At 46.5% G+C, this 25625-nt stretch carries 20 protein-coding genes and 4 pseudogenes; 16 read left to right on the top strand and 8 right to left on the bottom strand.

Translation table 11 applies throughout. The annotated features are described in order from the left end of the window. Nucleotides 1-110: 110 nt before the first annotated feature. From ACT6PV_RS11865 to ACT6PV_RS11825, 9 genes and pseudogenes are all read left to right on the top strand, one after another. Nucleotides 111-1643 (top strand): annotated as a pseudogene (locus ACT6PV_RS11865) (hemagglutinin repeat-containing protein); the annotation flags it as partial. A gap of 12 nt (nt 1644-1655) precedes the next feature. Next, nucleotides 1656-2486, top strand: coding sequence for a hypothetical protein (locus ACT6PV_RS11860; protein ID WP_445117104.1), 831 nt, complete (start codon nt 1656-1658; stop codon nt 2484-2486). A 4-nt stretch (nt 2487-2490) separates the two neighbouring features. Next, entirely contained in the window at nt 2491-2826 is a 336-nt protein-coding gene (locus ACT6PV_RS11855) for a hypothetical protein (RefSeq protein ID WP_445116545.1), read from the top strand. A gap of 60 nt (nt 2827-2886) precedes the next feature. After that, nucleotides 2887-3291: pseudogene (locus tag ACT6PV_RS11850) on the top strand (VENN motif pre-toxin domain-containing protein); the annotation flags it as partial. Nucleotides 3292-3760: 469 nt separating this feature from the next. Further along, nucleotides 3761-4093 (top strand): hypothetical protein, encoded by a 333-nt coding sequence (locus ACT6PV_RS11845; protein WP_445116544.1) that lies wholly within the window; start codon nt 3761-3763, stop codon nt 4091-4093. A 51-nt stretch (nt 4094-4144) separates the two neighbouring features. Then, a protein-coding gene (locus tag ACT6PV_RS11840; RefSeq protein ID WP_445114756.1) for an IS3 family transposase occupies nt 4145-5292 on the top strand; the annotation gives its coding sequence in 2 pieces (ribosomal slippage) (nt 4145-4391 and nt 4391-5292; 1149 coding nt in all). 47 nt (nt 5293-5339) lie between these two features. Beyond that, nucleotides 5340-5477: pseudogene (locus ACT6PV_RS11835) on the top strand (VENN motif pre-toxin domain-containing protein); the annotation flags it as partial. A gap of 886 nt (nt 5478-6363) precedes the next feature. Beyond that, nucleotides 6364-7326 (top strand): immunity 49 family protein, encoded by a 963-nt coding sequence (locus ACT6PV_RS11830; RefSeq protein WP_445116543.1) that lies wholly within the window; start codon nt 6364-6366, stop codon nt 7324-7326. 102 nt (nt 7327-7428) lie between these two features. Next, a complete protein-coding gene (locus ACT6PV_RS11825; protein WP_445116542.1) occupies nt 7429-7863 on the top strand; it encodes a hypothetical protein in 435 nt (144 codons plus the stop codon). Nucleotides 7864-7994: 131 nt separating this feature from the next. Here ACT6PV_RS11825 and ACT6PV_RS11820 read toward each other — a convergent pair whose 3' ends face one another. From ACT6PV_RS11820 to ACT6PV_RS11810, 3 genes are all read right to left on the bottom strand, one after another. Next, complete coding sequence (locus ACT6PV_RS11820) at nt 7995-9185, bottom strand: MFS transporter (RefSeq protein WP_445116541.1); 1191 nt, start codon at nt 9183-9185, stop codon at nt 7995-7997. An 18-nt stretch (nt 9186-9203) separates the two neighbouring features. After that, nucleotides 9204-9632: a RidA family protein gene (locus ACT6PV_RS11815; protein ID WP_445116540.1), complete on the bottom strand. Its 429-nt coding sequence runs from the start codon at nt 9630-9632 to the stop codon at nt 9204-9206. A 116-nt stretch (nt 9633-9748) separates the two neighbouring features. After that, the gene (locus ACT6PV_RS11810; RefSeq protein ID WP_445116539.1) at nt 9749-10675 is read right to left on the bottom strand and encodes a DMT family transporter; all 927 of its coding nucleotides are present in this window, start codon (nt 10673-10675) and stop codon (nt 9749-9751) included. A 691-nt stretch (nt 10676-11366) separates the two neighbouring features. Between ACT6PV_RS11810 and ACT6PV_RS11805 the strand changes: the two genes are divergently transcribed. Genes ACT6PV_RS11805 through ACT6PV_RS11795 form a run of 3 tightly spaced genes read left to right on the top strand, consistent with a single transcriptional unit; the run spans nt 11367 to nt 14287 of the window. Further along, complete coding sequence (locus tag ACT6PV_RS11805; RefSeq protein ID WP_445116538.1) at nt 11367-12494, top strand: Re/Si-specific NAD(P)(+) transhydrogenase subunit alpha; 1128 nt, start codon at nt 11367-11369, stop codon at nt 12492-12494. Nucleotides 12495-12505: 11 nt separating this feature from the next. Further along, nucleotides 12506-12820, top strand: a complete 315-nt coding sequence (locus ACT6PV_RS11800) for a proton-translocating transhydrogenase family protein (protein WP_445116537.1) — start codon at nt 12506-12508, stop codon at nt 12818-12820. A gap of 12 nt (nt 12821-12832) precedes the next feature. Beyond that, nucleotides 12833-14287 carry an NAD(P)(+) transhydrogenase (Re/Si-specific) subunit beta gene (locus tag ACT6PV_RS11795; protein ID WP_445116536.1) on the top strand — a complete coding sequence of 485 codons (1455 nt, stop codon included), beginning with the start codon at nt 12833-12835 and terminating at the stop codon, nt 14285-14287. Nucleotides 14288-14502: 215 nt separating this feature from the next. Here ACT6PV_RS11795 and rsfS read toward each other — a convergent pair whose 3' ends face one another. From rsfS to ACT6PV_RS11770, 5 genes and pseudogenes are all read right to left on the bottom strand, one after another. After that, complete coding sequence (gene rsfS / locus ACT6PV_RS11790) at nt 14503-14898, bottom strand: ribosome silencing factor (protein ID WP_445116535.1); 396 nt, start codon at nt 14896-14898, stop codon at nt 14503-14505. Nucleotides 14899-14989: 91 nt separating this feature from the next. Then, entirely contained in the window at nt 14990-15784 is a 795-nt protein-coding gene (locus ACT6PV_RS11785) for a hydroxypyruvate isomerase family protein (RefSeq protein ID WP_445116534.1), read from the bottom strand. A gap of 43 nt (nt 15785-15827) precedes the next feature. Continuing rightward, nucleotides 15828-16163, bottom strand: a pseudogene (locus ACT6PV_RS11780) (NAD-binding protein); the annotation flags it as partial. A 23-nt stretch (nt 16164-16186) separates the two neighbouring features. Next, nucleotides 16187-16975, bottom strand: a complete 789-nt coding sequence (locus ACT6PV_RS11775) for a crotonase/enoyl-CoA hydratase family protein (protein WP_445116533.1) — start codon at nt 16973-16975, stop codon at nt 16187-16189. A gap of 143 nt (nt 16976-17118) precedes the next feature. Then, complete coding sequence (locus ACT6PV_RS11770; RefSeq protein ID WP_445116532.1) at nt 17119-19920, bottom strand: GacS-like sensor histidine kinase; 2802 nt, start codon at nt 19918-19920, stop codon at nt 17119-17121. 153 nt (nt 19921-20073) lie between these two features. Here ACT6PV_RS11770 and cysM point away from each other — a divergent pair, with 153 nt between their 5' ends. The 4 genes from cysM to ACT6PV_RS11750 are packed head-to-tail and all read left to right on the top strand — an operon-like array spanning nt 20074 to nt 25593. Beyond that, nucleotides 20074-21003, top strand: a complete 930-nt coding sequence (cysM, locus tag ACT6PV_RS11765) for a cysteine synthase CysM (RefSeq protein WP_445116531.1) — start codon at nt 20074-20076, stop codon at nt 21001-21003. A 19-nt stretch (nt 21004-21022) separates the two neighbouring features. Beyond that, a complete protein-coding gene (locus ACT6PV_RS11760; protein ID WP_445116530.1) occupies nt 21023-21844 on the top strand; it encodes a 3'-5' exonuclease in 822 nt (273 codons plus the stop codon). A gap of 20 nt (nt 21845-21864) precedes the next feature. Further along, nucleotides 21865-23256 carry a 23S rRNA (uracil(1939)-C(5))-methyltransferase RlmD gene (gene rlmD, locus ACT6PV_RS11755; protein ID WP_445116529.1) on the top strand — a complete coding sequence of 464 codons (1392 nt, stop codon included), beginning with the start codon at nt 21865-21867 and terminating at the stop codon, nt 23254-23256. A gap of 30 nt (nt 23257-23286) precedes the next feature. Further along, complete coding sequence (locus ACT6PV_RS11750) at nt 23287-25593, top strand: RelA/SpoT family protein (protein ID WP_445116528.1); 2307 nt, start codon at nt 23287-23289, stop codon at nt 25591-25593. Nucleotides 25594-25625: the final 32 nt, after the last annotated feature.

The raw sequence follows: 25625 nt of genomic DNA, 5'->3' as shown, positions 1-25625 counted from the left end.
GGAACGCCAAATTTAGTATGGGCAGGTTATCAGCAGGAAAGAAGATAAGACAAGAATGCCAGCCACTGGCAAAAAGCGGGTATGCTATTAGATGTGGTGTCGGCAGGTTTGTCTACATTTATGGCGAAGCGGGTTATGGCAAAGGCAGTACCCATCAGGACAGTACCCGCCACAGCAATACCCGCCTGGATGCAGACCGGATCAGTCTAAAGAGCACAGGCGATACCACGCTGAATGGCGCACAGGCCACAGCCGAGCGCATAGATGCGGATGTGGGTGGCCAGCTGAGTGTGATCAGTCCACAGGACAGCGAAAACCGGCAGATAGAACAAATGGGCGTTGGTGGCCGTGTACAGGCGTCCTTAGGGACAGCATGGCAAGCCTCAGGCAACTACAGCAGCAGCGAAGCCAATGGCCAGTCGAATAGTGTGAAACAACAGACAGGCTTATTTGCAGGCGATGGCGGTTACCATGTCAAAGCAGACAGTGTCGACCTTCAGGGTGGTGCCATTGTTTCAACAGCAAAGAAAGAAAATAACGATTTAACAGCAAATAGTCTGACCTTCAGCGACATTCAAAACCGGAGTGCCTATGATGCAAAAAGCGTCGGTTTATCCGGTGGCACCAGCTCCAGCTTTAACAAAGACAAGTCAGGAACAGGGACTCAGACCACTCAAGCAGCCAATCCGACCAATAACGAAAACTGGCGCAATGCAACCAGCTTCAGTCCAGTCCTGCCACAATATGAGTCGGACAAAGACAGCAGTGTCACCCGTGCAACCCTGAGCGAAGGCAACATCACCATTGGCGGTCAAAAAACCACCACGACAGCGCTTGGGATTCACCATGATGCCGCTACAGCACATCGCAGTGTAGACACACTACCCAACTTACAGGAGATCCTGGACAAACAGAAAAGCATAGCCGATGCGACCTCAACCATTGCGGCAGCCACCAGAACCTATAGTCAGAATCAGCAACAACAGGCGGAAGCGGAGAAACAAAGAACAGAACAGACAGCGATAGCCGAACTACAGGCCAGAGGCGGAAAAGAATGGGATGAATACCGGAACTCCACCAGTGAAGCAGAGAAACAGGACATTCTGAAAAATAACTCAGAAAGCTATAAATCAGCCTCTGACCAGGCCCGGGCCTGGGGCATGGGCGGAGATAAGAGTCGTGCATTGAATGCGGTGACCATGGCAGTTACGGGAGCACTCGGCGGACAAACGGATGTACAGGTTGCAGCGAACACCCTTGCGCCATACGTTGCCCAGGAGATTGGCGAGCAGTTCGGGCATGGGGAAGATAAAAACACCGCAGCGCAACTGGTGAATCATGCGATACTGGGCGCAGCGCTTGCGTATGTGAATGGAGGGAATCCTACGGCAGGCGGCAGTGCGGCGGTGGCGAGTGAGGCCGCGGCGGATTACTTAGCGAAACGCTATAATGATGGCAAAACAGCCATTAATCCACAGACGGGTCAATTCGATCCGAACTTATTGCCGGAGGATGCCAAGACCCAGATCCGGGATCTGACTGCAGCGATAGGCGCAGTGGTTGGAGGAACAGTTGGCGATTCCGCATTTAATGCGCAGCTTGCGGGTGTGGTCGGGCAGAATGCGGTGGAGAATAACGCATTGGAAAATGTGTTAATGCCACATGAGATAGATGAAATTAAAAATGATAAAACTGGGCAATATGGCCAGGAGCAGTTACAAGCGATCAAGGATAATAGTACATACAAAATTAATGGAGATGGAGACTTTATTGTTTGTATTAAAGTTGCAGGTTATTCATGTGCTCCAAGAGTAGGTGAACGTTATGCAACAGAAAAAGAGATATTGGAAAAAGGTGGTGAAACAATAGCTACAACAGCTGTATCATGGGGCGCGGCTAAGCTATTAGAGCCAATTGTTGTTGTGGCAAGTAAATCAGGAGTTTGGACAAAAGTAACAGATACTGTTCAAGGGTGGTTTGGAAAAAACAAAATAGATGTAAATCAAAATCAAATTATAAAAAATGCAGAAGACGTAAAAGAAATAAAGGTTACCGACACGCCTTTAGAAGGGCAAGCTAGATTAAATACAAAAGATGTAGGGGGGAATGGTAAATTAAATCCGGCGGAAGCAGCAACAGCAGCTCAGCTTGAGAAAGTTTTGGGGAAAATGGAGCGTGCCCCAGCAGGAGCAGATTATGATTTTATAACAGCGAGTGGGAAAAAAGTTGATATTATATACAGTACAAAGAATCTAAGTCAGAAGGAAATAGATGGGTTAAATAAGTTTTATGAAAAAAATATGACGCAATCAATTGTTGAGGGTAGTTTACCACCAGGTAAACAGCAAATAATTGATCATCTTAATAAGGCTGATGTTGTGCCTGTAGACTTTAGAGTTCTAGATCCCCATAATCAGGTAATTTTTAATGACTTTATGAAAAGCCTATCTTCTTCACAACGAGAAAAAATTTTAATAGTGAGATAAAAATATGAGTATGACCTATATTATTGGTAAGGAAAAAACTCTTTCTGATAAAATATTGTTAAGTGTTAATATTAACTCAACAGCTGATGATTATATATCCAATCTGATTTCATACCTCTTTGAGGATAAGTATCCAACAATATATGAAAAAATAGTTGAACAAACCATTTTTATGCGTTTTGATGAATTAAATAAAAACGAGTTTAATTTTGTTTTAGATCAAATAGATTCTTTATTCGACCATTGTTATGATTTGCCTGAGAATATAAGGGATGGTCTTTACTGGTGGGGAGAGTTAATAAAACCAATTGTTGATAGAGATGAAAGACGGTGTAATTAAGCTTTGTTACAAAATAACATTATTTATAGGGGCTTATTTAGCAAGATAATTATCTAATCAATAAGCCCCTATACACTTGCACCGTATATTGCACAGGGGATTGGCCAGCAGTTTGGACATGGGGAGGATAAAAACACCGCAGCGCAACTGGTCAATCATGCGATACTGGGCGCAGCGCTGGCCTATGTGAATGGAGGAAATCCTGCGGCAGGCGGCAGTGCAGCGGTGGCGAGTGAGGCCGCGGCGGATTACTTAGCGGAACGCTATAATGATGGCAAAACAGCCATTAATCCACAGACGGGTCAATTCGATCCGAATTTATTGCCAGAGGGTGCTAAGACGCAGATCCGGGATCTGACTGCAGCGATAGGCGCAGTGGTTGGAGGAACAGTGGGTGATTCAGCATTTAATGCACAGCTTGCGGGTGTGGTCGGGCAGAATGCGGTGGAGAATAATGGGCTTACAATTTTCCCTGTTCATCCAGATCGGATGGCTGCAGCTCAATCATTGGCTGAATATGGAATTGAGAATGGATGGAGTGATAAAAAATTACAAGAAGAAGTTAATAAAAGCTTAAGAGGAAATGGAGTTGAAATCACAAATGAAGATGCAGTTGAGGTCTTAGATAAGGCGGGTAAAGTTTCTACAATTATTGGTGCTTATCCCTCACCATATACAAAGCCTATAGGTGCTGCAGGCGCAGCTTTAGGAACATTAAGTATCTTGGTTGATAATAAAAAAACACAGGAGCAAAAAGTTTTAGAAATATTTGGCTCAGCACTAGGTTCATTTGGTTCGGGAGCGGTATTGAAAAATGTTCCCGTGTCACAGGGAGCAAAAAATATCCATAATGCTATATCCGGCGAAATTGGTGGTAAAGCAGGTGAGGCTATTTATCAATGTAAGCAAGATCCAAAACAACCAGGATGCTAAAATGTTAAAAGATTTATTATTAAATTACATCATGGGGAAATATCGTAAATATCTTACTATTTTTTCAATTGTATTTTGTACACTATGTACAATAAGGTATTACTTTGTTATGAATTTACCGATTTATATCCCTGAAATGATTATTCTTCTGTTTACTCCTGCGCCATTTGTATTAACACTCTTTAATGTTCCTGTGTTAGGTATGCCTTCAATAAATAAAAGTTCAAGTGGCTTGGATGTTAATTTAAGAGTTTGTGGTTTAATGGCAACATTGATCTTAATGTGTTTATATGCGTTATTTACTTTTTGTCCGAATTGTTTGAATAGCCACTAAGTTTGTCGATACCGAATAGTTAGATAAAATAGCTAATTAAGAGGTGTTTTTATGAGTGGCAAACGATTTACCGAAGAGTTCAAGATTGCAGCAGCGCAGCAAGTCATTGAGAAAGGCTACAGTGTTGCAGAGGTTGCGGGAAGATTAGGCACAACGACCCATAGTGTTTATGCTTGGGTTAAGAAATACTTTCCTAAAACACCCCAAGCTACTGCTCTTGAAGATCAAACCAAAGAGTTGGCTCGATTAAAGAAAGAGCTGCAACGAGTTACAGAAGAGCGTGATATCTTAAAAAAGGCCGCGGCGTACTTCGCCAGCCAGTCAAAATGAGGTACGCCTTTATCAAGGATCACCAGCAGGTCTGGTCAATTTATAGAATGTGCTCGGTACTGGAGGTTCATCCCAGTGGCTATTATGCATGGTTGAAACAACCTTTGAGTGCTACAGCCAAACGTAGCAAACAACTGTCAGGCCTGATTAAACAGTTTTGGTTAGAGTCAGGCGGTGTATATGGCTATCGCAAGATTTTCTGTGACTTGCGTGATATTGGTGAGCCTTGTGGAGTTAATCGTGTACATCGACTGATGCGACAGGAAGGCTTGAAATCCCAACGTGGCTATCGAAAACCAGGATATTCAAAGGGCTATCAACCTATTGTTCAAGCCAATACATTAGATCGGCAGTTTAATCCTGCACAGCCAAATCAAGCATGGGCAACAGATATCACTTATATCCGTACTCATGAAGGCTGGCTGTATTTAGCTGTTGTGATTGACCTTTTCTCAAGGTTAGTCGTTGGCTGGTCTATGAAACCAATGATCACTAAAGAGCTAGTTCTTGATGCTTTATTGATGGCAGTTTGGCGTAGATCGCCAACAAATAAAGTATTGGTTCACTCTGACCAAGGTAGCCAATATACCAGTCATGAATGGCAAGCCTTTCTGAAGCAACATGGTTTGGAAAGCAGCATGAGCCGTCGCGGCAACTGTCACGATAATGCTGTGGCAGAGAGCTTTTTCCAATTACTGAAACGAGAAAGAGTTAAACGGAAAATATATTCAACGCGTGCTGAAGCTAGATCAGATATATTTGAGTATATTGAGATGTTCTACAACGTGAAACGTCGCCATGGTGCTAACGACCAGCGGTCGCCAAAGGACTTCGAGACGTTTTATGAAATGAAGCTGGCGTGTATCTAGATTCTTAGTGGCTATTCAGTTTGTTGATGTAAAGATTATCAAATTTGAAAGATGTGAAGACCCATATCCGGGATCTGACTGCAGCGATAGGCGCAGTGGTTGGAGGAACAGTGGGTGATTCAGCATTTAATGCGCAGCTTGCGGGTGTGGTCGGGCAGAATGCGGTGGAGAATAATACTGTTTCTGATATGGTTAATGCACATTTGAAAGGCAAGACACTGGCTCAGGAGGCAGAAGACCTCGTTAAAGAACAAGATGAATTATATAGAAAAAATAATTGTTCAGGTTTGAGTGCATCTGCTTGTTCTGCTCAGATGTATAATGAGCGCCGGGAAGTACTTTGGATAGGAACTGGTTTTATACCTGTAATTGGTGATATTCAAACCTTTGCACAGGCACAATCTGCAGCTGACGTACTTTGGGGAGTCGCTGGAATTGTACCCGGACTTGGCGAAGCACGTAACGCTTATAAAGTTGCTGAAAAAGCTGGCGACTTAGCCGAAATGAAAAAAGCCCTGGAAAAAGGCGTAGCAGTAGCAACAGAGAAAGGGCATGTAAATAAGGCGAAAGTAACAGCAAATCAAACAACGTTAAAAGTCGATTCTAAAGCTGATCAAAATTTAGTGAATAAAATTGCTAAAGGTGAAGATAAAGGTGGGCAGTTAACAGAAGAGTTATTTAGCTCTTTAGCCAAACAAAATGGATTTACGGTAGTAAAAGGCGGTAAATATGGTTCAAATAATGGTTTTGACCATGTCTGGGTTGCAAAGGATGGCAGTGTGACGATTCTTTCCGACAGTAAACAAATTACCAATGGAACTGTAAAACTATCTTCTAATGCAGCAGGTGGTAATACACAATTATCTTCAGACTGGATTATGGCAGTTATCGGGGAATTACCTACAAATGATCCTGCTAGAATTGCTGTTTTACAAGCAAGAAGAGCAGGAACATTAAAAACAGCAGTAACAGGTGTTGATCGTGCCACAGGTAAAGCGGTGATCGTTCCTGTTCAAGTTCCTTCCAAACCTGCAGTTTCTAAAAAAGTGATGAAATAAAAGGAAGCTACCTATGCAAATGAATATGATGTGCGCGCGACGAGAATTTAAAAATGCGCAGCAACGCTTTGACCATATGACAATGGTTATCCGTAGTTATTTTGAACGTGGAGATATTATTGCTAAGGATGCCCTACCTTATATAAATGAAAGAAAGGGGAATCCATTCGCAGCTATCTCGGAAGTTTTGATGGGGATAGGTGCATTTATGTCAGGTTATTGGTTATTTGATAAAGATTTAATCAAATTTAAGCAATGTGCCTATGTCTATTCGAAATTGGCAATACTCGAAAGCGTGACCTATGATGATCCAATGCCGTTCTTTTTTCCAGCCTTTAACAATAATGTAAAAAGCCCAATGTTTCATATGTTAATGAGCGATAGTACTGAAATACGAGATTTTTTAATACGTAATATGGAGGAAGTTGCTAACAATACAGAAGATTTAGACGATGAATATGATTTAAACCGTCAAATGATTTACAACACTTTACTCATGCTGGAAGGAAAGCAATTAGAACGCTTAAAACAGCGTAGCCAGAAAGTGCTTGATGCTCCGATACCAAAAATTAAGCAATTTGCTAAAGAACTTGAATTAAGAAAATATGATTTTCAATTTTTTTTGGCTTTTGCAGAGCGAGATTTAGAAGGAATGAAAAAGGCATTGGCCCCTTTTTTTACAAAGAAGATAGCTCAGGATGCAGCTAAACATACGCTTGTCTATTATGATTTTTATTTACAACCTCAGGTTGTGGTCTATGCAAAACTGGCGTCATTGCATGGTTTTGATTTAGGCATTGATCATGAAATTGCACCTAAAGAGTTGATCCAATATCAGCCACTTCCTGAAGAGGAATATCATGATATCGTTGATTTTATGAAACCATACAAGTTGTCTTATCCGTATGCATATCTTCAAAACTGGATTGATTACTATACTAATAAAACAGAGTATCTTTTATTTCCACAGTCGTAGGAAGACAGCTTAAGGGTTCAATGGCTGGTAGTGATCTAACTCATTATCGATTTAGGGGGTAGTGCGGTTGGCGATTCGGCGTTTGAAGCGCAGCTTGCGGGTGTGGTCGGGCAGAGTGCGGTGGAGAATAATGGTTTTTCGATTATTGATGAGAATTATGGAAAGGTAGTCAAAGAAAATACTGAAGAAAAATTTTCTTGTCCGACTGGATATGTTTGTCCAATACCTGAGAAAACTTTGGATCAAAAGGCTGTACATTTCATAAATGATATGACTGTCCGTCAACTTGCAGCAGCTTTAGGTGCTGATAATGATCCATTAACAGGAGAATATATTACTCCAAACGAAAGACAGCTGGCTAAAGCCTCGATGCTGAGTTTGGGTTTTTCTAAAACTTTATCTGGGCCGATAAAATTAACAGATAATGCATTGATTGCGATTGAGAAGAAATATGGTAAGGATATTACAAAGACTTTAATGGAACCTGAGGCAGATTTTGCTGGACGTATTCCTATTCGCCCAAGAGATGGAATATAGCAAAATGCACTTTTTGAGCTACAATAGACAAAACCCTTTAAATTGCTTATCCATGTCGCCACGGTAAGGCAACCATCCATGATTCAAAAGTACAGAAAACTAATGGATAACCAACAGCATTTGCCTGGAAATTAACTTTTCTGCAATCTGGCAGCATAAAAGTAATCGAGCAGAGAGAAAGCTGCGGCACCCAGCACCAGACCAAGCCCGACCAGGCAGGCCATGTTCCAGCCGCCATGATACCAGGCATATACACCCAGGATAGAACCGCATGCACCACCCGTGAAATACAGAGTCATGTAAATGGCATTAATGCGTGACCTGGCATCTGGTCTGATGCGGAAAATAATATTCTGATTACTGCTGTGAATCATGGCCAGTCCCAGGGCTATCAACCCATAGCCCGCAATATAACTAACCAGTATATGTCCACCTATGTAGAGAAAATACCAGCTGATAGCCATAATAACGCATCCCAGCGTGGTCAGAATGCCGGTCAGACCGCGATCAGCCAGTTTGCCGGCGTACTGGGTGGATAAGGCACCAAATACACCGGCCAGCGTGATCACACCGACAAAGACATCGGCAAGCTGGAAAGGTTCGGACGTGAGCAGCAGGGCAATGGTGGAAAATAGAATGCTCATGGCCGCAAAGGCACAGCCACCGACAACTGAACGTAAGATCAGGCGCCTTTCCTGTCGGAGTAACTGACCCATTGAGCGGAATACCTGAAAATAGCCCATTTTGTAGGCCATAACATAGGGTAAGCGTGATTTCAGTAAAAACGCCAGCAGCAGCATCAGCGCGCCACTTAAACTATAAATCAGCTTCCAGTGAAAGAGGTTGGACAACAGTCCCGATAAGCTGGTGGACAATAACAGGCCGACCAGTAAACCGCTCATGAGAAAACCAATCACTTCACCGGTTTTTTCCGGTCGGGTGGCCATAACAGACAGGGGAATCAGCACCTGGGCTGCAACAGAAAATAATCCGGTGATGACGGTACCCAGCCATAGCATGGGTAGATTGATTGCAAAGGCACAGATCAACAAACCGATGGCCGTAAAAGACATGAGCAAGGGAATGAATTTAGTTTTGTTGACAATATCCCCGGCAGGAACGATCAGCAATAACCCCAGCGCATAGGAAATCTGGGCAAAAGTGACGGTCAGGGCGACCTGTGATTCGGGAACATCAAAATATTGCTGGATGGAGTGAATCAGCGGCTGACAATAATAGTTGGCTCCTGTAGACAGACCACAGGCAATTGCCATCAGCCAGAGCAGTGACTTATTCTGGCTGATATCGGGTGAAGATTTCATAGTGCTCCATGAGTTCCGTTAACGACAGTAGGCCGTTGCTTCAATTTCAATCAGCATCCCCTGTATGGCAAGGCACGGCACAGGAATCAGTGTACAGGCCGGGAAAGCCTGATCTTTCCATAATTGCTGTATTTCCTGAATTAAAAACTGATGTTTTTCAGGACTGTGGTCAACAACCAGGATTCTTAAAACAGCGATATCCCCTAAAGCTGCATCCACATGTTGCAGCGCATGCTGGACATTGCAAAAAGCCTGATGCAGTTGTTCTGAAAAATGACTGGATAAATGTCCTTCACTGTTTTCGCCGCCCTGGCCTGAGATATGAAGGATACGCAGGAAATTTTTTACTTCGGCGATATGACTATACGCAAAAGGGCGTGGATTATAAAGTGTATTCGGGTTAAGCAATTCAAATGGTGCTGAGCGGGGTGCCGGCTGATTTTTCATTCTGATTTTCCTTTGACAGGTGAAATGATTCATGCATAAAAGATACTGGCGATCTGTACTGTACCCCGGGACTTTGATCACAGGGGAATTATATTGATACAGCCGGAAATCTGTCTTTAATGCACTGGCTTTTTTTTCGACAGCGTGATCATCATCACACCCATAATATTCAGCAGACAACCGAACCATTGCAGAGTGTTCAACTGTTCATCCAGGAAAATAACCGCCAGTACAATGGTCAGGATGGGGCCGATGGATGCAATCATTGCAGATTGTGAGGCGCCCACCCGCTCAATGCCCTGCATCAGCAATATTGTGGGCAGCAAGGTCACCAGCAGGCCCAGTCCGATACCATACCAGATGACGCTGGTCGGTAACTGGGTCAGTAGAGTGATCGGTTCCGGTGTAACCATAAAATAATGGACCAGCATGCCGATACAGGCCGTAATGAGGGTCAGCCCGGTAAAATTCCAGGAGCCGAAGGTTCTGATCAGGGGCGGAGAGAGTAACAGATATGCTGCAAAGGCGATGGCACTGGCAAACACCAGGCTGACACCCAGCCAGAAATTATGTTGATGCGGCATATTGCTCTGCTCCTGCAACATGACCAGCACTGTACCGCCATAACTTAATGCAATGGCAAATACGCTTTTCATGTTTAAGGGCTGTTTATAAATAAAACTGGAAGCAATGACTGTTAACGTGGGGTACAGAAATAAAATGATTCTTTCCAGTGAAGCACTGATAAACATCAGGCCTGCAAAGTCCAGCCAACTGGCCAGATAATAGCCCAGTAGTCCGGCCAGGAACAACAGGCCCCAGCTTTTTTTGCTTACACCACGGTTACGATGACGTGAAAACCAGCAAATGATCAGAAAGAAAGGCAAGGCGCAGGCCATTCTCAGCGTCAGCAAAACTGTGCTGTCAACCAAAGGGGAAAGTGCGTAGGCCTGTTTAATGAAAATAGCTTTAATACTGAATAAAAAGGCTGCGCACAGTGCAAACAAAGCACCTGCCTGGCTGCGGGAAAGTGAGATGTTCATGTGATCCGTCTGGCTGAGTCCGTATCCGTGGCTGGACGTTCTGGAGGGTATGCACAGTATAAAGTTTTTAATTTTTCAGGTGAAATGCAAAAAAAGAATCAACTCCATGAAAAAAGGTCATATAACAGATCATCATGTTGCGCTGTTGCCGATTGTCAGTTGTATGCCGCCTGATTCATGTGTTGTAAATAAAAGGTCGATATACATTCAGATGATGAGTGGGCAGGGTGGTTATAGGTTAGTGTGCTGGAGGATGGTATTGAATGCTTTAAAAGGGTGCATTCCAGGTGGTGGTATGTTGCTTCAATTGCAGCACTATCATGCGGGGAAATGATGGCTGAATTATTTTTCATGAATTTATAAAGAAAAGGATGACTGTCTATGAAAGAATAAAATCATTCTGCTGAATGCTGAGGCGGTAGAAAAAATCCGTATTTCTCAGGAGGATGATAGGAAGCTGAAAGGACTGCTTCAATAGATTTTAACGGTGCAGGCAAACCGATACATATTATTTCATATAATGATGTTAGTGAATCATCAGTTAAAAATATAGGTATTTATTAAATAAATATTGGGTGGTAATTTTAAAAAGTTCAATTAGAATCCAAAAATTCAACAAAGAATGCATCCTGGGGGAGGCATTGTTTATCCACGATGTCTACTTTAAGAAAACTTAGCTTGAGGAATGCTCATGCAGATCGGAATTCCAACCGAAACAGTCGTCGGTGAAAATCGTGTAGCTGCTACGCCAGAGACGGTAAAGAAGTTGACTGGCGCTGGCCATAGTGTCGTCATTGAACGTGGAGCAGGTGTCAGGGCTGCTTATATTGACAGTGCTTATGAACAGGCCGGTGCAAAAATTACGGATGATGCCTATACAGGCAGTCAGCTGATTCTGAAGGTTCGTGCACCGAAGGGTGAAGAGATTCAGAAACTGGCTGCAGATACCGTCGTTGTGGCCATGTTTGATCCATACCGCAATACTGAGCTGGATCAGTTTGCATCACAGCAGCTGTCTGCATTTGCACTTGAGCTTCTGCCGCGGACGTTGTCCCGTGCGCAGAATATGGATGTGCTGTCTTCTCAGGCCAACCTTGCCGGTTATAAGTCTGTACTGCTTGCTGCTGCGGAATATCAGCGGATGTTCCCCATGCTGATGACCGCTGCCGGGACGGTAAAACCTGCCCGTGTGGTGATTATGGGGGTGGGTGTTGCAGGTCTGCAGGCGATTGCAACGGCGAAGCGACTGGGTGCTGTGGTTGAAGCCACTGACTTGCGTCCGACTGCACGCGACCAGGTTGAATCACTGGGCGGTAAATGGCTGGATGTGCCAATGTCGGATGAAGAAAAGCAGAAAGCTGCCGATGCGGCCAGAAATGGCTATGGCTGGATGCCGGGTGAACAGTACATCCGTGATCAGGCAGTTATTGTGGATAAGGCGGTTGCCAATGCAGACATCGTGATTACCACAGCATTGCTGCCAGGGCGTGATGCACCGCGTTTAATCAGGGCGGAAACCGTTGCTAAAATGAAACCGGGATCAATTATCCTGGATATGGCGGTTGAAAGCGGCGGTAATGTTGAAGGCTCAAAATGCGGTGAAAATGTCGTCACAGATAATGCTGTGACCATTCTGGGCATTCCGAATATTCCATCGACCGTATCGACTGAAGCGTCGGCACTGTATGCACGCAATGTTTTTAATTTCGTTGAAACCCTGTTTGATGCAGAGAAAAACCTTGTTCTGAATCAGGAAGACGAAATTCAGAAAGCCCTACTCGTAACTCATGGCGGCCAGGTGCTGTTAAAACGTGGTTAAGGAGACTATTCATGGTTGAAACTATTACAATTTTTGTCTTAGCCATTTTTGTTGGTTACTACGTGGTCTGGGGCGTGACCCCGGCATTGCATACGCCATTAATGGCGGTGACCAATGCATTGTCTTCGATCATTATTGTCGGAGCAATGCTGCAGACTGTGGGTATGCCGGTCCTGGGTGTGGATGCAAATGCGGCATTCCAGAGTGTGAACGTGGTGAGCGTACTGGGTGCGGTTGCTGTATTTCTGGCAAGTATTAATATTTTCGGTGGATTCGCAGTCACTGCGCGTATGCTGGAAATGTTTAAGCCTAAGCAAAAGAAATAAGAGGGCATTGACATGGAATTTATTCAGGAAAATGCGAATTGGTTGTACCTGGTTGGGGCAATCCTCTTTATTCTGACCCTGCGTGGTTTATCCGGTCCGAAAACCGCAATTCAGGGAAATCGTTACGGTATGATCGCCATGGCGATTGCCGTGATCACCACTTTTTTTGTGGCCAGTCATCCGGTGATCTGGATGATCGGCGGTGCCATGATATTAGGGGCAATTGTCGGTATTGCCCGTGCCCGCACGGTGCCGATGACACAGATGCCGGAAACAGTGGCGCTGATGCACTCATTGGTGGGTTTGGCGGCAGTTCTGATTGCCATTGCGGCTATTTTGCATAATAACCAGCTGACTGCGTTATTTGCGCAGAATGAAGCTGCTTTGACCGCGGCCGGTGCTGAGCATGCTCACATGAGCAAGGTGCATTTGTTCGAATTGTTTGTCGGATGTTTTGTCGGTGCCATTACCTTTACCGCTTCGGTTTTTGCCTATGGTAAACTGGCTGCCAAAAAATGGGCGAAAACCATTTCCGGTGCATGGGTGAAACCGGTTCAGGCCATTGTTTTCCTGGCCATGCTGGTGTCTGGCATTTACTTCTTCACCACGGGCAATATGAGTGCATTCTGGGCAATGACAGCGCTGGCGCTGGTCTTTGGCTGGGTGTGGATTGCACCGGTCGGTGGGGGCGATATGCCGGTGGTGGTGTCCCTGTTGAACTCATTTTCAGGCTGGGCTGCCGCAGGGATTGGTTTCACACTTGAAAATAACATGCTGATTGTTGCCGGTTCACTGGTGGGGTCATCCGGTGCGATTTTGTCCTACATTATGTGTAAGGCCATGAACCGTTCCATCATCAATGTACTTTTCGGTGGTGCAATGGGGGGCACTGTCACGGCAGCGGCAAATAGCGGTGAACAGGTTCAGCGCAATTACCGCTCCGGTTCTGCTGATGATGCCGGGTTCCTGATGTCAAATGCTGACAGTGTTGTGATTGTTCCGGGTTATGGAATGGCACAGGGCCGTGCGCAGAATGCTGTGAAGGAATTGTCTGAATTGCTGAAAGAGCAGGGCGTCACGGTTCGTTTTGCCATTCATCCGGTTGCCGGTCGTATGCCGGGTCATATGAATGTCCTGCTGGCGGAAGCAGATGTGGCCTATGAAGATATCCTGGAAATGGATGAGATTAACTCTGATTTCCCGGCAACAGATGTGGTGCTGGTCATCGGTGCAAATGATGTGGTTAACCCTGCTGCCAAGGATGATCCGAGTTCACCGATTTATGGCATGCCTATTCTGGAAGCCCATAAGGCACGGACCATTATGGTGATCAAGCGTTCCATGGCAACCGGTTATGCAGGCCTGGACAATGATCTGTTCTATAATGAAAAAACCATGATGATCTTTGGGGATGCCAAGAAAGTGGTGGAAGATATGACCAAAGCTATTAATGGTGGTGGTCACTGATCTGAATCAGCCTGGTAAAAAGTCACCTTAGGGTGGCTTTTTTATGATTGATAGCGACATTCCTGATTGCTGGTTTGTCGCCTTACCGTCTGTGGTGGTTTATTGGCTGTGATGGTTTTATGAACTGAACAGACAGACCAGACTTTGAATGCTAAAAAAGCGACCAATCGGGTCGCTTTTGCTGCATGACAATGCTGTTATTCAATAGCTGTCATTCATACCATTGGGTTGGTACGCCACAGGCTTTCAAGATCATAGAATTTGCGTGCTGTTGGAAGCATGACATGCACCACCACAAAGCCGAGATCAATCAGGATCCATTCGGCATCACGTTCGCCTTCGACACCCAGAGGACGGAAACCGGCTTTGCGTGCTTCATCAGCTACATGGTCGGCAAGTGCTTTGACATGACGGGTGGATGTGCCGCTGGCAATCACAATGGCATCTGAGACATTGCTGATGGTGCTGACATCCAATTCAAGAATTTCTTTGGCCTTTACATCAAGCAGGGCCTGATGGATGACTTTTAAACAGGTCTGAACATCTTTGTTTGAAGAATTCATTACGGGTTCGTGAGAATTAGAAACGCTGGGCGATGGTTCTAAATTCATATGAAGTATATTTTCCTGACAATTACTCACTGTCTAATATAGCGCCTTTCCACTGGAAATTCAAATGATGGAATCAGCCGTTTCAATTCATCTAAATGGAGTGGTTGTTGCTGAAGTATTTATTTTTCCAGGCAAAAGATTGATTTGACTGATATTGGGGTTTGTATTCTGCCGCAATATAACCCGTATATGCACTGTGTTTCAGCCATTCAAAAATGGTCTGAAAGTTAATTTTCCCGGTATCCGGTTCGTGACGTCCGGGGCAGTCTGCAAACTGAATATGCCCAATCTGCTCAAGATTTTCCTGGAGTGCCTCAAGTACAGGTTCACCCATCATGGCCATATGATAACAGTCATATTGCATTTTTAAGGCGGGATGCTGTACTGCTTCCAGCATTTCCTGCGCCTGTGCAACATTCTGCACCAGAAAGCGGGGCATATCTGTGCCATTCACCATTTCAAATACCGGCTGAATCTGTTGTTCTGCCAGCAGATGACTGGCGAGTTTCAGGTTGCTGGCCAGTGTGCTCAGGCAGGGCAGCAAGTCGCTGTCTTCCGGTTGTCTTCCAGCCAGTATGTTGACACTGGGCACCTGGAGTGCAGTGGCATATTCAATGGCCAGTTCCAGCGCCTGATGAAAGGCAACTTCACGTCCGGGAATACCGGCCAGGCCATTTCCACCCTGCATTAAGTCTCCAACAGGGACATTAATCAGGCAGAGTGTCAGGTCATATTGTTGCAGCTGAGCACGGATATCATCAATGCTCAGTTCATAGGGGAACTGAATTTCAATATGACTGAACCCCTGGGCATGTGCCAGTGCGAATCGTTCAATCAGGGGGACTTCGGTGAAAATCATGGATAGATTTACTGCAAGTTTGATCATCGTCGGCTCTCCATGCACTTTGTAATCATGTTCAGGACTGGATTTAAAATTCAACCTGCTGAATGAGGGTGGCTAAATCTGCTTCAGCATAACCGCTGTCCTGATGTGCTTTCAGTTGTAACAGAGCGCTGCTGGCCACGGGAATGTTCAGTTTAAATTTTTGTGTCAATTGTATGGCATTGTTTAAATCCCTGGAAAGTGTCTGTACTTTCCATTGTACAGGTTCAAAACTATGCGTTGCCATGCGTGGTGTCAAGATCTGAAATGGTTTTGAATCAGCAAAGCCATCTGCCAGTGTCGGTGCAAGCAGGGTGGTATCCACACCGGCCTGCTCAGCCAGCGCCACGGCTTCGGCAATCAGGGTGCTGCTGGCGGCCACGCCGAATCAGGTGCAGGCGCGGGTTATTTGTATTGACGTGCCAGAAACTGCACTTCAGGATTTTTATCTTTTTTGCGGGCCAACTGACTGTTTTTGCCGATCAACAGTTTCAGTTGCCAGATTTTTTCAAGACGCAGTGATTTGCGCGGCTCAAGTTGCATGGCATCCAGGACACGCTTGACTGCAACCAGCGCGTCCGGTGAACGCTGCTGCATTTCTGCGGCAATTGCTTTTGCCCTGGCCAGTGGATGTTCATCCAGATGCGTCACCAGTCCGATGTCCCGGGCATAGTGACCATCGAATATTCGGGCGGTCAGCGTCAGTTCCTTGGCCAGGTCAAGCCCGATGGTTCCTCTGAGGGTCCGGCTGAGTCCCATATCCGGCACTAGCCCCCAGCGGCTTTCCATGATTGACATTTTCGTGTCCGGATGCGCAATACGGATATCTGCGGCCAGCGCCAGCTGCATGCCGGCACCAAAGCAGAACCCTTCCACTGCGGCAATCACCGGGACCGGAAGTTCCTGCCAGATCAGGAATGCTTTCTGGAACAGGCTTTGCCCCGGTTTGATCAGTTCCCAGGCGGCATAAGCGGTATTTTTCGGGTTGTTTAAGTCGGACAGGTCAATTCCAGCACTGAATACCCCGGCTTCACCGGTCAGAATTACACAGCGGATGCTGCGATCCTTTTTGAGTTGTTTTGCCGTGGTGATCAGTGCCTTTAACATTGCAAAACTCATGGCATTGCGCTTTTCAGGGCGGTTTAAATACACGGTTGCAATACCATCCTGTTTTTCCACACGTAATAGCGTCATGGTGTTCCTTTTGCCGGTCTTGTCAGTTCGTCAGTATGCCATGTATTGTGGATGGATCCATAGCAGAAATGTGCGGGGAATCAGTCATCAACGCCATAAGGTTGCTGATGCTGACAGGTTGTTTTTGCAGTGCTGAACATGAATCAGTTATTCAGAATCTGCTGTGCAGCACTGCTGACTTCATGAATGACCAGTTGCAGCTCATCCAGCCGGTGCAGAGTGTCCTGGATGAATTGCCCATCCGCCTTACGACGTTCTTTTCTCAGGGTGGAAATGAACTGTTCAAAATCCCCTGTTACCTGCTGTAATCTGGGGGTGCCGACATAGCGGGTTGCCCCATACAGCCGATGCAGCACATGCTCCAGTTGCGGAAAATCTTCAAGTTCGATCAGCTGCTGTATTTCCGTCAATTCCGTAGGGAAACTTTCCACCAGCATACGCAGTAAATCCTGGGCAAGGTCTTCCTTGCCGGCAGCCAGCTGCAGACTCTGCTTCCAGTTTAGAATATCCGGATTCAGCCCGTCGATGTACGGAGTCCGATCGGCCTGCAGGGCAGGATGAGCAAATTTGTCTGTGGTCCAATGGGTCAGAATCTGAATCAGCTGTTCAATCTGGATGGGTTTGGTGACATAGTCATCCATGCCCACTTTCAGCAGTTTTTGCTTTTCATCGGCCAGTGCATGGGCAGTCAGGGCAATAATCGGCATACGCATGCCATCCAGGGTGGATTCCAGTGAGCGTATTGCACGGGTGGTGTCAATGCCTGACATGACCGGCATCTGAATATCCATAAACACAAGATCAAAGGGCTTCAGGCCCTGATCGATATTGTGCTGCAGGATATTCAGTGCTTCCTGACCACTCAGGGCACGGGTGGTTTTGACATTCAGTTCACCCAGTAAGGCTTCCAGTACAATTAAATTCGGTAAGTGGTCATCTACAGCCAGTACATGCAGATCACGATCCTTAAAGTCATCATGTTGTTCCAGTTCAAACAGCGGTTTGTTATCCAGTAAATGAATCAGTGCAGTACGGCTCAGTGGCTGATACACCGGCCTTGCCCTGAACTCTGTCAGCATGGATGGGTCCAGCGTCATCTGATAGCCATACACGGCCAGATTGCCCTGATAGCGGCCCCGGATTTCCTTTAATAATGCTTCGGTATCGCCACTGTGGTCAACAATCAGCCAGGTGTTTTCCGGGTCATGTGACAGTGAATTCAGACGGCTGAACAGATCCAGGATGGATTGTGTTTCAGTATGCCGGACCTGATAATTTTCAAGATAAGAGCGCAATACATTGGCCGTTGCAGGATGCGCCAGATACGATACCACGTGGATCTCCGGGAACTCTGGATGCTGAATGCCGGATTCGGCTCCGGTACCGAACATTGCTGTAAACCAGAAGGTGGACCCCTTTTCAGTGGGGGCACGTTCCTGGTTGTCTTCAAAACCGATCTGACCATGCATGAGGCTGACCAGTTGCTTTGAAATGGCGAGACCCAGTCCGGTACCGCCAAACTGACGGGTGACGGACGCATCTCCCTGAGAGAAGGACTCAAACAGACGTTTGCGGTCTGTTCCACTTAAGCCAATGCCACTGTCCTGCACACTGAAATGCAGCAGGCACTGTTCAGGATCACTATGTTCCATGCGGACACGGACGATAATTTCACCATCCGGGGTGAATTTAATGGCATTGGAAATCAGGTTGGTCAGAATCTGCTTGACCCGCAGCACATCACCGGTGACATGTTGTGGAATATTGGCGGCATAATAAAATGCCATATCAATCTGCTTCTGTGCTGCCAGTGGGGACAGCATGTCCATGACATCAAAGATGACTTCTTCCAGATCAAAGGGTGCTGTTTCAAGCTCCAGTTTGCCGGCATCGATTTTGGAAAAATCAAGCACATCATTGATCAGGGCCAGTAAGTGCGCCGAAGACTTGCGGATGGTCTGTAAATATAAACTCTGATCATTGCTCAGATTTCCCTGACGCAGCATCAGATGAATAAAGCCATCTATACTGTTCAGTGGTGTGCGTAGTTCATGGCTGATATTGGCCAGGAAAACCGATTTTGCCTGGTTGGAGGAAATGGCCTGATCGCGTGCCTGTTTATAGGTAATGTTCTGAACCTCCAGCGTGTCCAGTGTGCGGCGCAGATCGTCTTCAGTCTGTTCGGTATGTTCCCGGAGCTCCAGAAAGCTGAAATGCAGGCGTTTGACCACATTGGCGATATCTCTTTGCAACAGGCGCAACTCGCCGGTACTGTTAATCACCATATGCTGATCAAGCGTATCGGCATTCAAACGCTGTAACTGCATCCGGATTTCATACATCGGCGCAATCCAGCGTCTTGAATAAAAATTCAGGCAGATCAGCAGCAGTAACAGGGTCAGCAGGCCTGTGGTAATCAGGACAATCATCACCCGGTAATGTGAAATCTGTAAAGGCTGGTTGTCCAGTTTAATCACCAGCCACATGTTCTGATGCGGGCCGGTATTCAGCCGCAGACCGTAAATATTATTCTGTTTGTCCGGCAATGGGCCAAAAAAGCTTTTTTGTGTGGGAATTCCGGGCCATTTACTTTTGCTCAGATAACCGACACTGGCATGATTATTATTCTGTGCATCCAGGATGGCAGCGCTGAGCAGATGCTTTTCATTGAGCATATTCTGTAAAATATTTTCTGCGTCAGACTGCGTGGTGGCCGATGTTGCAAGGCGTTGCATCAGTTGTTCGGCAGTGGGCTGATAGCGGCTGAGAATGGCAATTGCGGCAAAACGCTGCTGGGCTTTTGCCGAGCTTGAGATTTCAGAAAGAACGAGCGCGGCTCCGACACAGGCCAGAATCATGATGGGCACAAAAATCAGTGCAATTAATTGCCCATAGGCATGATTCAGCCTCAGACGTTTAAAGAGTTTGTTGTTGAAATTCGACATGGATTCAGCTGCTCATTCACCATAGCGGGCATATTAACACGCTTTATAAAAATGAGAATGTTTTGCCCTGTATTCAATAAAAAGGCTCGGAAAGATGTGCAGGGTGAGGTATTTTTTCATACAATAAGTCCACCTCGATATAGGTGCATATGGATGAGTAATACACAACCTGATTTTCTGGCAGACGAATTTTTACTGGACCATTATGTGGGCAAAACGCCGCTGGTGCGTTTACAGCGGCTGGCAGATCATACTCAGGCAACGGTGCTGGCCAAACTTGAAGGCAATAATCCGGCGGGTTCGGTCAAGGACCGCCCGGCCTATAATATGATTATGCAGGCGGAAAAGCGTGGTCAGATCAGGCCGGGAGATACCCTGATTGAGGCGACAAGTGGCAATACAGGCATTGCACTGGCGATGGTGGCGGCCATGCGTGGCTATAAAATGCAGCTGATCATGCCGGACAACATGAGCCAGGAGCGCAAGGACGCCATGCGCGCCTATGGCGCTGAACTCATTGAAGTGACAAAGGCGCAGGGGATGGAGGGCGCACGGGATCTGGCACTGCAGATGCAGCAGGACGGCAAGGGTTTGGTGCTGAATCAGTTTGGCAATCCGGACAATGTTGAAGCGCATTACCTGACCACAGGTCCGGAAATCTGGACACAGACTGGCGGTAAAATTACGCATTTTGTCAGTTCCATGGGCACCACCGGGACCATTATGGGTGTATCGAAATATCTGAAGGAAAAAAATCCGGACATCCAGATCATTGGTCTGCAACCGGAAGATGGTGCCAGTATTGCCGGAATCCGTCGCTGGCCGGAAGCATACCTGCCGACCATCTTTGACCGCAGCCGGATTGACCGGGTGATTGACATTCCACAGCTGGCCGCAGAAAAAACCATGCGCCGACTGGCCCGGCTTGAGGGAATCAGCGCCGGGACATCTTCCGGCGGGGCTGTATGGGCTTCCATCCGTCTGGCAGAGGAAAATCCGGATGCCGTGATTGTATGTATTGTCTGTGACCGTGGCGACCGCTATCTTTCAACCGGTTTATTTTCTGTCATCGACCCGGACTGATTGAGGGAGCACTCCATTCATGCGTCTTCCTGTACTGGTGTTTGATATAGAAACGCTGACTGATCTGAAAGCCGGCGCACATTTATATGGTCTGAATCTTTCTGCGGAGGATACCGGACAGGCCCTGACCAAATTGCGCCGTCAGGAATCCGGAATGGAGTTTCAGCGCTTGCCATTGCATGAAATTGTCTGTATTTCGGGTTTATGGATTGACGAAGACAGCAGCATCAAACTCTTTTCATTCAGTCGTGAACAGTATACCGAAGCAGAAATTCTGAAAAAGTTTCTTTCCATTTTTGATAAGCGCCATCCGACCCTGGTCAGCTGGAACGGTTCACAGTTCGATTTGCCGGTGATTCTGTTCAGGGCCATGTATCATGGTCTGTCAGCACCGGGATTATTTGATCAGGGTGAGATTGATACACAAAAAAGATATAATAACTACCAGAATCGGTATCACCATCGCCATGTCGATCTCATGGATGTGATGGCCATGTTCAATGGACGGCATTTTCAGAAACTGGATGATATTGCTCACCTGCTCGGTTATCCGGGCAAGCGGGGGATTTCAGGCTATTTTGTACCTGAATATGTCAGAAATCAGCAGTGGCTTGAACTGACCCGGTATTGTGAGGGTGATGTGCTGAACACATGGCTGATTTATTTACGGTGGCTGTTGCTCAAGGGCCAGCTGCTGGCAGCGGATCATCAGTTGTGGATTCAGGCCACCATTCACTATTTGCAGGGCCAGCCGCAGCAACAGACATTTTTGCAGGCATGGCGTGACACCTCTCAGCAGACTGAATTCAGCGCAACAGATTTTTCCTCCATATCCAATTAGTATCCAGTTAGGTTATTTCCTTGAAATCCAGAGCCAGGCCACGATATAGCAAACCCCAGCAGTATGTTTTCAGGGTTGAGGCGTTTTCACATGAAGGGCGGGGAATCGCCCATTATGGTTCTGAAACGGATCATCCACCGGAAAAACGTGGTAAGAAAGTCTTTATTCGTTATGCCCTGCCGGGTGAAACGATCCGTTCCCGGATGATACATCAGGCTAAAAATTTCGAGGAAGCAGATGGCATTGAGTTGTTGAGTGAGCCGAATCCGTACCGTGTGGAGCCGATCTGTCCGCATTTTGGGATTTGTGGCGGCTGTAATATGCAGCATATCCATCCGGATGAACAGATTCGCTTAAAGCAGAATACCCTGCAGTCACATTTTGAGCATTTTGCCGGACTGGCTCCTGAACAATGGCTGGAACCACTGCGTTCAACCCGGACTGATTATCGTCACAAAGCCCGGATCGGTGTACGTTATCTGGCGGCACGTCAGAAGTTGCTGATGGGTTTTCGCACAGCCAGAAGTAATGATCTGACTGAAATACAGACCTGTAAAATACTGGATCAGCAGCTCGATGCAGCCTTGCCCGAACTGCGGGTATTACTCGAAAGTCTAAGAGGCAAAGCCGACATTGGTCATATAGAATTAGCCAAAGGGGATCACGACGTTGCCCTATTGGTCCGGCATACTGATCGCCTGGCGGAGATTGATGTCAACCAATTGCGTCAATATGCGTTACAGAGACAGTGGCAGTTGTATTTGCAGCCGGCAGGCACAGCCAGTCTGCATCGGGTTGATGATGCGCAGGCAGCCATGCAGTTGCATTATCGCCTGGACAGTTTTGATGTGGATTTTGCATTTAATCCAGTCGATTTCACGCAGGTGAATCCATCGGTAAATACTCAGATGGTGACACTGGCATGTGATTTGCTTGATCTGCGACATGGCGAAAGCGTACTTGATCTGTTTTGTGGGCTGGGAAATTTTTCCCTGCCGCTTGCGGTAAAGGTGGGGCCGACCGGTAAAGTCGTTGCGGTTGAAGGCAGTGAGGAGATGGTCAGGCGGGGTACAGAAAATGCACTGAACAATGGCCTGAACAATGTTAAATTCCATATGCAGGATTTGACCAGGGATTTTTCACAGCAGGCCTGGGCCAGTCAGGGATTTGATGCACTGTTAATTGATCCACCACGGGCAGGTGCTGAAGAGGTGATGCATTATGTGCCTAATTTTGGGGCAAAAAAAATCGTTTATGTGTCGTGTAACCCGGCAACGCTGGCACGGGACGCCGGTATTCTGGCGAAATACGGTTACCAGCTGAAAAAAGCAGGAGTCATGGACATGTTTCCGCATACCGGGCATGTTGAATCCATTGCTTTATTTGAGAAGAAACAAGAGATAAACGATTAAAAATGAACAGTACAGTCAGAGGAGAATGGTATGGTCACAGTACGTGAACAGTTACCTGGTCAACTCACAGAGTTATCTGAGGAAGCGACTGTAGGACATGCCGTTGAGGCACAGCAGGGCCTGGTGGCCTGGCTGGAACGGGTCAGTGAAATTCTGGACGGTATTGGTCTGGATCAGCTCAGGGACGTTGCTGAATTAATATTAGAAAAAGAGTTAAAGGTCAATACCAGCCACCGGACCAGTTCCTTTGCCATCGGCCTGGGCCTGGCAGATATTCTTGCACATTTGCATGTCGATGAGGACACTCTCTCTGCGGCGTTGCTGTACCGCAGTGTCCGTGAAGGCCTGGTCCCAATGGAAGAGGTTCAGCAGAAATTCGGTGAACAGGTGTATAACCTGGTCAAGGGCACCCTTGCGATGGGGAAACTGTCTGAGCTGATCGAAAAGAATAAACGATTGGAAGATCATTTTAATAATAATCAGCGTGAGCATCTTTCCGGAATCTATAAGATGCTGATTTCTGTGACCGAAGATGTCCGGGTGGTGCTGATTAAACTGGCTGAGCGGACACATGCCCTGCGCGAACTGGCACATTCTTCCAGGGAGCGTCAGGAACGTGTGGCCCGTGAAATTCTGACTATTTATTCACCCCTGGCACATCGGCTGGGGATTGCCCAGCTGAAATGGGAGCTGGAAGACCTGGCATTCCGTTATCTGGCGCCGGAGCGCTATAAGGAAATTGCCGCACTGCTGAATGAAAAACGGCTGGAACGTGAGCAATACATTCAGTTCGTGGTGGAAAAACTGAAGAATGAATTGGCTGACCATCAGATCGAAGCTGAAATATCCGGTCGGGTGAAACACATTTATTCGATTTATCGAAAAATGAAGAGTAAAAACCTCAGCTTTGATCAGTTGTACGATATCCGTGCGGTTCGGGTGCTGGTGAAAAACGTGTCGGAATGCTATCACGCTCTGGGGATTGTGCATCAGATCTGGCGACATATCCCGCATCAGTTTGATGACTACATTACCAATCCGAAAGCCAACGGTTATCGTTCCCTGCATACTGCGGTCATTGCAGAAAATAAATCGCTGGAAATACAGATCCGCACGCTGGAAATGCATAAAGAGGCTGAGTTGGGGGTCTGTTCACATTTCAACTATAAGGAAGGTTCAAAAACCACGGATTATTCATTTAATCATCGTTTGCATTCATTACGTGCGGTACTTGAACATTACCAGGAACGGAATGAAAGCAGCGCACATCCCACAGAAGATGAAACCGAAGATTTTGAACAGATTCAGGATTTCGAAGGTTTTGAAAAAATTTATGTGTTCAGCCGGGATGGTGACATTAAGGAGTTGCCGCGTGGTTCCACCGTACTTGATTTTGCCTATCATGTGCATACCGAGGTTGGCAATAAGTGCTATGCGGCGCGGGTAAACCAGCGTTATGTGCCACTGACTTACATGCTCAAAACCGGTGAGCAGGTTGAGATTCTGACCAAGAAGGATCGTGAGCCGAATCGTGACTGGCTGGTGAATTCACTGGGCTATATTAAAACGGCCCGGGCAAGAGATAAATTGCGGCACTGGTTCAGACAGCAGGATCGCAGTAAAAACCTTGAGGTTGGGCGGGAAATCCTGAACAAGGAACTGTCCCGATTGGCAATTCATCCAAAAAGCATTGATTTAAATGATTATTGTACGCATTTTAATGTCAGGGCGGGTGATGATATCCTGATTGCACTGGTGAATGGCGACATCAGCCTGCATGCACTGATTAATCAGGTGAATCGGCATATGCATCTGGATCAGGATGAACCTGAACTGGTGCTTAAGCCGGCGCTGAATCCACGGGCAAGCCATACGCTGTCTGCACATGGCATTCTGATTGATGGCCTGGACAATGTCGAGTTGCATATTGCACAGTGCTGTCAGCCGGTGCATGGTGAGTCAATTGCCGGCTATATCACCCTGAATCGCGGGGTCAGTATTCATAAGGTCGCCTGTCCGGATTATGTGCGCATGATCGGCCTGGAACCTGACCGGGCGGTTGAAGCCGACTGGGAAATGCAGCCGACCCGTGGCCAGAGTGTGCAGATTGTAGTGGAAGCCTACGACCGTCGTGGTTTATTGAAGGACCTGACCCAGGTGGTTTTTTCAGATCAGATCAATATCCGCCAGGTGAATACCATTTCAGAAGCCGATGGAATCGCCAATATGAAATTGCTGATTGAGGTCAAGGGCCTGGCGCAGTTGTCCCGTTTACTGGCCCGTCTGGAGCAGCAACCGGGAATTATCAGTGCCCGGCGTCTGATTCAGGGCAGTTGATTTAAAGTGGATGAATGATCAGATCTGGGCTT

Source organism: Acinetobacter sp. WZC-1 (assembly GCF_052544965.1).
The sequence above is the reverse complement of the archived record's forward strand: the minus strand, read 5'-3'. Positions and strand labels throughout refer to the sequence as shown.

Excerpts from the sequence above, each read along its gene's own strand:
- ACT6PV_RS11815 (WP_445116540.1), bottom strand. The coding sequence starts at position 9,632 with ATGAAAAATCAGCCGGCACCCCGCTCAGCACCATTTGAATTGCTTAAC.
- ACT6PV_RS11770 (WP_445116532.1), bottom strand. The coding sequence starts at position 19,920 with ATGTCGAATTTCAACAACAAACTCTTTAAACGTCTGAGGCTGAATCAT.
- ACT6PV_RS11810 (WP_445116539.1), bottom strand. The coding sequence starts at position 10,675 with ATGAACATCTCACTTTCCCGCAGCCAGGCAGGTGCTTTGTTTGCACTG.
- rsfS (WP_445116535.1), bottom strand. The coding sequence starts at position 14,898 with ATGAATTTAGAACCATCGCCCAGCGTTTCTAATTCTCACGAACCCGTA.
- ACT6PV_RS11785 (WP_445116534.1), bottom strand. The coding sequence starts at position 15,784 with ATGATCAAACTTGCAGTAAATCTATCCATGATTTTCACCGAAGTCCCC.
- ACT6PV_RS11805 (WP_445116538.1), top strand. The coding sequence starts at position 11,367 with ATGCAGATCGGAATTCCAACCGAAACAGTCGTCGGTGAAAATCGTGTA.
- ACT6PV_RS11820 (WP_445116541.1), bottom strand. The coding sequence starts at position 9,185 with ATGAAATCTTCACCCGATATCAGCCAGAATAAGTCACTGCTCTGGCTG.
- ACT6PV_RS11800 (WP_445116537.1), top strand. The coding sequence starts at position 12,506 with ATGGTTGAAACTATTACAATTTTTGTCTTAGCCATTTTTGTTGGTTAC.
- ACT6PV_RS11750 (WP_445116528.1), top strand. The coding sequence starts at position 23,287 with ATGGTCACAGTACGTGAACAGTTACCTGGTCAACTCACAGAGTTATCT.
- ACT6PV_RS11795 (WP_445116536.1), top strand. The coding sequence starts at position 12,833 with ATGGAATTTATTCAGGAAAATGCGAATTGGTTGTACCTGGTTGGGGCA.
- cysM (WP_445116531.1), top strand. The coding sequence starts at position 20,074 with ATGAGTAATACACAACCTGATTTTCTGGCAGACGAATTTTTACTGGAC.
- ACT6PV_RS11760 (WP_445116530.1), top strand. The coding sequence starts at position 21,023 with ATGCGTCTTCCTGTACTGGTGTTTGATATAGAAACGCTGACTGATCTG.
- ACT6PV_RS11855 (WP_445116545.1), top strand. The coding sequence starts at position 2,491 with ATGAGTATGACCTATATTATTGGTAAGGAAAAAACTCTTTCTGATAAA.
- ACT6PV_RS11830 (WP_445116543.1), top strand. The coding sequence starts at position 6,364 with ATGCAAATGAATATGATGTGCGCGCGACGAGAATTTAAAAATGCGCAG.
- ACT6PV_RS11775 (WP_445116533.1), bottom strand. The coding sequence starts at position 16,975 with ATGACGCTATTACGTGTGGAAAAACAGGATGGTATTGCAACCGTGTAT.
- ACT6PV_RS11845 (WP_445116544.1), top strand. The coding sequence starts at position 3,761 with ATGTTAAAAGATTTATTATTAAATTACATCATGGGGAAATATCGTAAA.
- ACT6PV_RS11860 (WP_445117104.1), top strand. The coding sequence starts at position 1,656 with ATGCCACATGAGATAGATGAAATTAAAAATGATAAAACTGGGCAATAT.